The following is a 7,060-nucleotide window of genomic DNA, read 5'->3' as shown; positions in this document are numbered from 1 at the left end:
TGCAGGCACAATGTTAGTCGCATTCGTGTCATTCACTAAAGGTATCGAGTTGAGTCAGTAGCTGGAGGATTGTTGTTTTCTAGTTCAAACAGACCCGGCGACCAAGAAGATCACCTCATTCCTTTCAGTCGCCACCGTAAGTTGTTAAAAAGAGACGGGGGCTATCCCGGCCACCATCCCCGCCGCGAAATTCCCCCAGAACAAACCCATCACCACCGAGAGCGTCAGCCACTCGCCGCGCAAGACCACATGGCGCGCCTCGCGGGACAGGATCCAGCGGCCCTGCAGCGTGAAGCCGATCGCCCCGCCGACCAAGGCCCCGAGCGCCAGCGCCATCAGCGCCGCCGTGCTCTCGGGCAGATGGACGGCGCGGTTTAGGGTCAACAGCCCCATCAGCGGCATCAGGTACAGGACAAGGACCGGCACCCGCCGCGTCCTAGTTGCGCGCAGGCCCAGCCAGAGCAGGCCGAGGAACAGCGGGAAAACCCAAAGCGGGATCTGAGACAGGATCGGAAGCAGCATGGCAGAAGGACCTCGAAATATTGCGATGGTCCTTCCTCGCCCCGCGCCTCCCGACCGGACAGCGCGGTTACGCGAAACGGCTCCGATCCTGCGTCGGACGCGGCTCTGTCCTTCCGCGAAGCGCAGGATGCAACCGCCTGCGCGCCGCGAAACGTGGCTGATGAAGCCTCTCCGCGCAGGCTCAAGCCTTTTGAATCACAAAAACGTCCGGACCGTCCCCCGCAGGGGACGCGCCCTCAGACCCCTTCCGACAGGTCCAGCTTCAACCGCAGGAAGCCGGTGCGGGTCAGGCCCCGGATTTCGGGATGGAAGCGGGCGATCTCGTCCAGATGGCCCTTCGCGGCGGGCCCGGTCTCGAACACCACCGAGGTGCCGGGCATCGCCTTGAACCGGATCGAGCCGCGTCCGTCCCGCGCTAGCGCGCCGCGGGCGCTCACATGCCGGCAGAGGATGTCGCGGGTGACCTGCTCGTCGGCGAGGACAAGGTTCCCCGCCCGCGCGCCCGCAAACTGCCCGGCCCCGCCCGCCCGGTAGGAATTCGTGCACAGGATATAGCGGGCCGCGGGATCGAGCGGCTTGCCGTCCAGCGTGACCGAGACCACGCGCCGCGCCGTCGCATCGACCAGCCCACCGGCATGATCGTAGCGCGCCGGCTGCGACAGGTCGTAGACCACGTCGAGCGGGTCAATCACCTCGAAATTATAGCCCGGAACCTCACCGTTCCTGAGCGGCGTGCCCGCGCTGCCCGGCTTCACCCGGTTATAGGCGGCGGCGGAGCGTTCCAGCCATTCCACCACCTCGGCCCCGGTCAGGCACAGCGCGGCGATGGCGTTCGGGAAAGGATAGAGGTCGGCGATATGCCGCAGTGCGACCGGCCCGCGCGGGACCTCGGTATAGCCTGCCGGCCCGTTCCGCCCGCCCGATTTGAACGGCGCGACGGCCGAGAGGATCGGCAACTCGGCCAGTTCGGGATCGTCGAGCCGCGCGCGGACATGATCGCGCTGCGCCTCGGCCACGACCTGAAGGGCGGCGGTCTCGCCGAGATGGGTGAAATAGGAATGGAGCGTCTCGTCGGCGTGTCCCACCGGACGGCGGATGGCCGAGAGCGTGTCCTCGTGCAGCGCCCCGACGGCCTTGGTCACGCGATGCGCCGGATCAGGCGCCCCGCCCTCAGCCGGCGTCAGCGAACGCACTTCCGAGCGCGAGCCCAGCACCTGCCAGCGCCCGCCCTCGTGCACCAGAAGCATGTCGATGAGGCCGATATGCGCGCCCCAGCAGCCGCCCATCACCGCAGGCTTCCCGGCGATGGTGCCGGTGGCGATGTCGACCTCGGCCATGCCCGAGAACACCGGCGAGGGGAACAGCAGGTGGCTGTGGCCCGTCAGCAGCGCATCAATCCCGGCCACACGGGCCAGCGGGACGGCGGCATTCTCCATCCCGTCGCGGTGACGGGCGGCGCCGATGCCGGTATGGGCCAACGCGATCACCAGATCAGCCCCGGCCTCGCGCATTTCGGGGACCCAGGCGCGCGCGGTCTCGACCATGTCGCGGGCCTCGATCCGGCCGTTCAGGGCGCGACTGTCCCAATCCATCACCTGCGGCGGGGCAAAGCCGATGACACCGATGCGGATCGGATATTCGGTGCCGAATTCGTCCTTCAGCATCCGGTCCAGAAGGACGTAGGGCTTCACCAGCGGGCAGTCGCGGCGCGGATCCGCCCCCCGACGCTTTGCCAGATTGGCCGAGACGACGGGGAAGGCCGCGCCATCCAGCGCCGTCATCAGGAAATCGAGCCCGTAGTTGAATTCGTGATTGCCCAGCGTGATCGCGTCGTAATCGAGCGCGTTCATCGCCGCCATCACAGGGTGCAGATCCCCCTCGCGCAGGCCCCGCTCATGGGCGACGTAATCGCCCATCGGCGTGCCTTGCAGGAAGTCGCCATTGTCGAACAGCAGGGCGTTGCCGGCCTCCTGCCTTGCGGCCTCGATCATGCGGGCGGCATGGGCCAGACCGACGCCGGACCACGGGCGGTCGGCGTAGTAATCATAGGGAAGAAGATGGAGATGCAGGTCCGTGGTCTCGATGACCCGGAGGTGGACGCCACGCTGCCCGGCGGCCAAGCCGCTGAAGGAAAGAGGGTTGAGCAACGCGTTGCCTCGAACGATCACGATCCCGAAACCTTCAAGCTTCCGCACCGGAGGGTCGTCGGTCGCTCATCAGGTCGAGCGGTGATGCCGGTACTCATTGTCACAAATTGGGCAAAACACAGGCCCAGCCGGGGCAAGTATCCACAACCTTTGGTTGAATATCAACCATTCCTTGCCGGGACGGCGTGACGCGGACTGGCTCCGGCGGATCGAAAGTGACATAAACCGCCCGCAAGCCAACGAGGCCCATGGGCCCAAGGGGGACGTGTGGGTCAGGATATTGTCTTCGCTGCGGAATGGGACGACCGGCTGGCCGAGTTGCGCGCCAAGCCCGAGGCGCTGGCCGAGCTGCGCGCCGAGGCCTCGACCCGCGTCCTGCCTCTGTGGCGCGGACGCCCGTTGATGGCGGGCGAGGACAGCGTCACCGCAGGCTGGCTGCCGACCGATCATCCGGTGCTGGCCGATGCCGGGCCGGACTGGATCTTCCTTGGCCGCCACGCCGGGTCCGCGCGCTTTGCGGCTGACGTCAGTTCCTGGGTGCCGGCGGGCATCGACGAGGCCGCAATGTCCGGCTTCTTCGATCCGACCGAATACCGCCACCCGGATCTGCCCGACGACCACCGCTATGCCGAGATGCGTGGCCTGATGGGGCGGCTGGATGGCGTCGATGCCTCGATGGCTTCAACCGCGCGCGGGATCCTGAACTGGCATGCCTCGCACCGGTTCTGTTCGGCCTGCGGGCAACCCAGCATGGCCGAGCATGGCGGCTGGCAGCGCGTCTGCCCCGCCTGCCGCGCCGTGCATTTCCCGCGTACCGACCCCGTCGTCATCATGGCCATTGAACGCGACGGCCAGCTGTTGCTGGGACGTTCGCCCGGTTGGCCCGAGGGCATGTATTCCACGCTGGCCGGCTTCATCGAACCCGGCGAGTCGATGGAGGCCGCCGTCCGGCGCGAGGTGTTCGAGGAAAGCGCGATCCGCGTCGGCCGGGTGTCCTATGTGGCCTCGCAGCCCTGGCCCTTCCCGAATTCACTGATGATCGGCTGCGTCGGGCAGGCTGAAACGGACGCCATCACCCTCGACCACGAGCTGGAGGATGCGCGCTGGTTCAGTCGCGCCGAGCTGGCGCAGGTGGTGGCTGGCGAGCACCCCACGGTGCGTCGCCCGCGCAAGGGTGCGATTGCTCAAGAACTCATTTCCCGCTGGCTCGCCGGCGACATCGGCTTTGGCCGCAAGGACTGACTGGACAGAAGATGCAGATCGATTCCACCAAGGATTTCAAGCGCCCGCGCGCCAAAGTATTGCAGAACTTCCGCAACCCCGAACGGTTTGAATCGGTGATGCGCGGAATGGACATCACCGTCACCCGCGTGGCCGATCCCGCGCAGCTGGCCTGGGATTGCTCGATCCACTGGAACAACGCGCCGCGCGCGTTCCGGGCGGTGTTGACCGAAGTGACGCAGGACGAGACCATGGTGCTGGCCATCACCTCGGATCTGGCCAACGCCACGATCAACATGGATTTCTATGACCTGCCGGAGGGCGGCTGCCGGGTGATTACCAAGGCCGACATCACCGCGCGGTCGATGATGATCAAGCTGGCTCTGCAATCGCTGCGCCTCGTACGGGGCAAGGCCGAGGAGAAGCTCACGCGCCTCGTCACCGCCTTCGGCAAGCCCTGACCCTAAACGGACCGCACCGCGACAGCAGCCGGCGCGGTGTCAGCCCGCCGCGATCGTTGCCTCGACCGCGCGCCGCCAGGCGTCATAACGCTGGTCGCGGCTGTGTTCGTCGAGCTGCGGCTCAAAACGGCGTTCCAGCGACCAGCGTTTGGCGAAGCCCTCGGCATCGGGCAGCATGCCCTCGGCATGGCCGGCCAGCCACGCCACGCCCAGCGCCGTCGTCTCCAGCACATCCGGCCGGTCGACCGGCGCCCCGAGGATATCGGCCAGTGACTGCATGGCGAAGTCGCTGGCGCTCATGCCGCCGTCGACCCGCAAGGTTCCCAAGGTCGCGGCCGAACCCGAGGCCTTCCAGTCCCCCCGCATGGCCTCGGCCAGATCGCGGGTCTGGAAACCGACGCTCTCCAACGCGGCCCGCGCGAATTCCGCCGGCCCCGAGTTCCGCGTAAGGCCAAAGACCGCACCCCGCGCCTCGGGCCGCCAATAGGGCGCGCCAAGCCCGGTGAACGCCGGCACGATGATCACTCGCTGGTGGTCATCCGCGGCCTCGGCCAGCGCCTGCGTCTCCGAGGCCGCACCGATCACGCCCAGCCCGTCGCGCAGCCATTGCACCACGGCCCCGGCGATGAAGATCGAGCCCTCCAGCGCATAGGTCACCTTGCCGTCCAACTGATAGGCCACCGTCGTCAGCAAGCGGTTCTGCGAGGCCACCCGCGTCTCGCCAGTGTTGAGCAGCGCGAAGCAGCCGGTGCCATAGGTCGATTTCAGCATCCCCGGCTGGAAACACGCCTGCCCCATCGTCGCCGCCTGCTGGTCGCCCGCCACGCCAAGGATCGGGATCGCCGTGCCGAACAGGCGGCACTCCCCGAATTCGGCATTGCAGTCCCGCACCTCGGGCAGGATCTGCATCGGGATGCCGAACAGGCGACACAGCTCCGGGTCCCAGCGGCCATCATCAATATTGTAGAGCATCGTCCGCGCGGCGTTGGTGGCGTCGGTCGCGTGCACCCGCCCCTCGGTCAGGCGCCAGATCAGAAAGCTGTCCATGGTACCGACGGCCAGCGTGCCGGCCTCGGCCTTGGCGCGCGCACCCGGCACATTGTCCAGCAGCCACTTCACCTTGGTGGCTGAGAAATACGGGTCCAGCAGCAGGCCCGAGCGCGCCGTGACCTCGGCCTCATGCCCCTCGGCCCGCAGGTCGGCGCAGAAATCGGCGGTGCGGCGATCCTGCCAGACAATGGCTCGGTGCAGGGCCTCGCCGGTCTGGCGATCCCAGATCACCACGGTCTCACGCTGGTTGGTGATGCCGATGGCCGCGGCCGGACCGGCCTTCTCCAAGACGGCCTCGCAGGTCTCCAGCACACTCTGCCACAGCTCCTCGGGGTCGTGTTCGACCCAGCCGGAATCGGGGAAATGCTGCGTGAACTCGCGTTGAGCCACCTCGCGCACCCGCAGATCGGCGTCGAAAAGAATGGCCCGGCTCGAGGTCGTGCCCTGGTCGATTGCGAGGATCGTCATGCCTGTCTCCCTTTGGGCCGAAACTGGCCCGAGGGGCTCAAGGCGTCAAGCCACGCTTGGGGCGCGCTTGGAAACCGAATCATAACCCCTTTCTTCCATCCTGTACCCGAGTCAAACGCGAGGGTCGCATGATACGTTGGTTCGTCGTCTTCTTCCTGAGCCTCGGCATCGCGATGGGCGGTGCACAGGCACAATCCGAAAATGATCTGCAAGGCGCGGAAGATCCGCTGCCGGAAATCCGCGATCACGGTCAGACGCTGGTCTGGCAATCGATCGTCGAGGATCCGCAAACCTTCAGCGTGCCGATGGGCGCCCTGACCGGTCTGGCGCAGATCAACGACTGGGTCCATGCCGTGGGTCCGGTCAGCCGCACCTATTATGAGCGCGACGGCACCGCCCGCCGCGTCGAGGTGGTCTTCCGCCGTCAACGCGAGGTGCTGGAACGTCACGGCTTTGAAATCCGCGTGGCCGGGTTCACCAACGACCGGATCGGGTCGGGCGTGGGCAGCCGTCGTTGGCTGGATGCCTATCTCAACACCAATGAAACGCCTGAGGATTTCCCGGCCGGCCCCGGCGCCACTGCCGAGGCGCAGGGCGTCGTCGTCGCCTCCCGTGAGGAAGCCACCGGCACGCTTTGGGCCATCGCCAGCGTCTACCAGCCGCAAGATGACGTCATCGCCATGCTGATCGACGTGATCCAGACGGCCCGCGCCGCGCCGCCGCCGCCGATCGGCTCGGCCGAACTGCGTCACGCCATGGATACCTATGGCCGCGCCGTTCTGGACGGGATCCATTTCCTCGACGATGGCACGCTGGATCCTGAGTCCGAGCGTGTTCTGAACACCGTCGGTCGCTTCCTCGGCGAGAATACGCGGCAGGTCTATCGCATCGTCGGCCATACCGATGACGCGCATTCGCTGGCCGATTCGGCGCGCCTGTCGCAGGTGCAGGCCGAGGAGGTCGTGACGGCACTTGTCGACACCCACGGTGCGGAACGTGATCGCCTGCGCGCCTTTGGTGTGGGTCCGCTGGCCCCGCTGTTCCCCAACGACACCGCCGCCGGCCGCGCCCGTAACACCCGGGTGGAACTGGTCGCCGGTCCCTGATCTCGGCCCGGGGCGTTAACCCGCCCCGGCCATGCCCATCGGCAGCAACGGTGCGGTGGCCTTTGGCCCCGCGCCGTTTTTCACA

Annotated in this window: 6 protein-coding genes; 3 read left to right on the top strand and 3 right to left on the bottom strand. The window is 66.9% G+C overall.

From position 1 onward, the window contains the following. Positions 1 to 144: 144 nt before the first annotated feature. Entirely contained in the window at positions 145 to 522 is a 378-nt protein-coding gene (locus BCY78_RS20545; RefSeq protein ID WP_068305575.1) for a hypothetical protein, read from the bottom strand. A gap of 236 nt (positions 523 to 758) precedes the next feature. After that, complete coding sequence (locus BCY78_RS20540) at positions 759 to 2,669, bottom strand: bifunctional 2',3'-cyclic-nucleotide 2'-phosphodiesterase/3'-nucleotidase (protein WP_158515973.1); 1,911 nt, start codon at positions 2,667 to 2,669, stop codon at positions 759 to 761. A gap of 267 nt (positions 2,670 to 2,936) precedes the next feature. On the opposite strand from BCY78_RS20540, the gene nudC reads away from it, so the two are divergent. Together nudC and BCY78_RS20530 are read left to right on the top strand one after the other, a co-directional pair. Continuing rightward, positions 2,937 to 3,911 (top strand): NAD(+) diphosphatase, encoded by a 975-nt coding sequence (gene nudC / locus BCY78_RS20535; protein ID WP_068305569.1) that lies wholly within the window; start codon positions 2,937 to 2,939, stop codon positions 3,909 to 3,911. Between the two features lie 11 nt (positions 3,912 to 3,922). After that, positions 3,923 to 4,351 (top strand): hypothetical protein, encoded by a 429-nt coding sequence (locus tag BCY78_RS20530; RefSeq protein WP_068305568.1) that lies wholly within the window; start codon positions 3,923 to 3,925, stop codon positions 4,349 to 4,351. A 39-nt stretch (positions 4,352 to 4,390) separates the two neighbouring features. Here BCY78_RS20530 and glpK read toward each other — a convergent pair whose 3' ends face one another. Beyond that, the gene (gene glpK, locus BCY78_RS20525) at positions 4,391 to 5,869 is read right to left on the bottom strand and encodes a glycerol kinase GlpK (RefSeq protein ID WP_068305566.1); all 1,479 of its coding nucleotides are present in this window, start codon (positions 5,867 to 5,869) and stop codon (positions 4,391 to 4,393) included. A gap of 128 nt (positions 5,870 to 5,997) precedes the next feature. Between glpK and BCY78_RS20520 the strand changes: the two genes are divergently transcribed. Beyond that, complete coding sequence (locus tag BCY78_RS20520) at positions 5,998 to 6,975, top strand: OmpA family protein (RefSeq protein WP_068305564.1); 978 nt, start codon at positions 5,998 to 6,000, stop codon at positions 6,973 to 6,975. The last annotated feature ends 85 nt before the right edge of the window (positions 6,976 to 7,060 follow it).

Source organism: Pararhodobacter sp. CCB-MM2, from assembly GCF_001691415.1.
Taxonomy (GTDB): Bacteria; Pseudomonadota; Alphaproteobacteria; order Rhodobacterales; family Rhodobacteraceae; genus Pararhodobacter.
This window is presented reverse-complemented; position numbering and strand designations above follow the sequence as displayed.

Coding starts and splice junctions, on each gene's coding strand:
- BCY78_RS20545 (WP_068305575.1), bottom strand. CDS start 522: ATGCTGCTTCCGATCCTGTCTCAGATCCCGCTTTGGGTTTTCCCGCTG.
- BCY78_RS20530 (WP_068305568.1), top strand. CDS start 3,923: ATGCAGATCGATTCCACCAAGGATTTCAAGCGCCCGCGCGCCAAAGTA.
- glpK (WP_068305566.1), bottom strand. CDS start 5,869: ATGACGATCCTCGCAATCGACCAGGGCACGACCTCGAGCCGGGCCATT.
- BCY78_RS20520 (WP_068305564.1), top strand. CDS start 5,998: ATGATACGTTGGTTCGTCGTCTTCTTCCTGAGCCTCGGCATCGCGATG.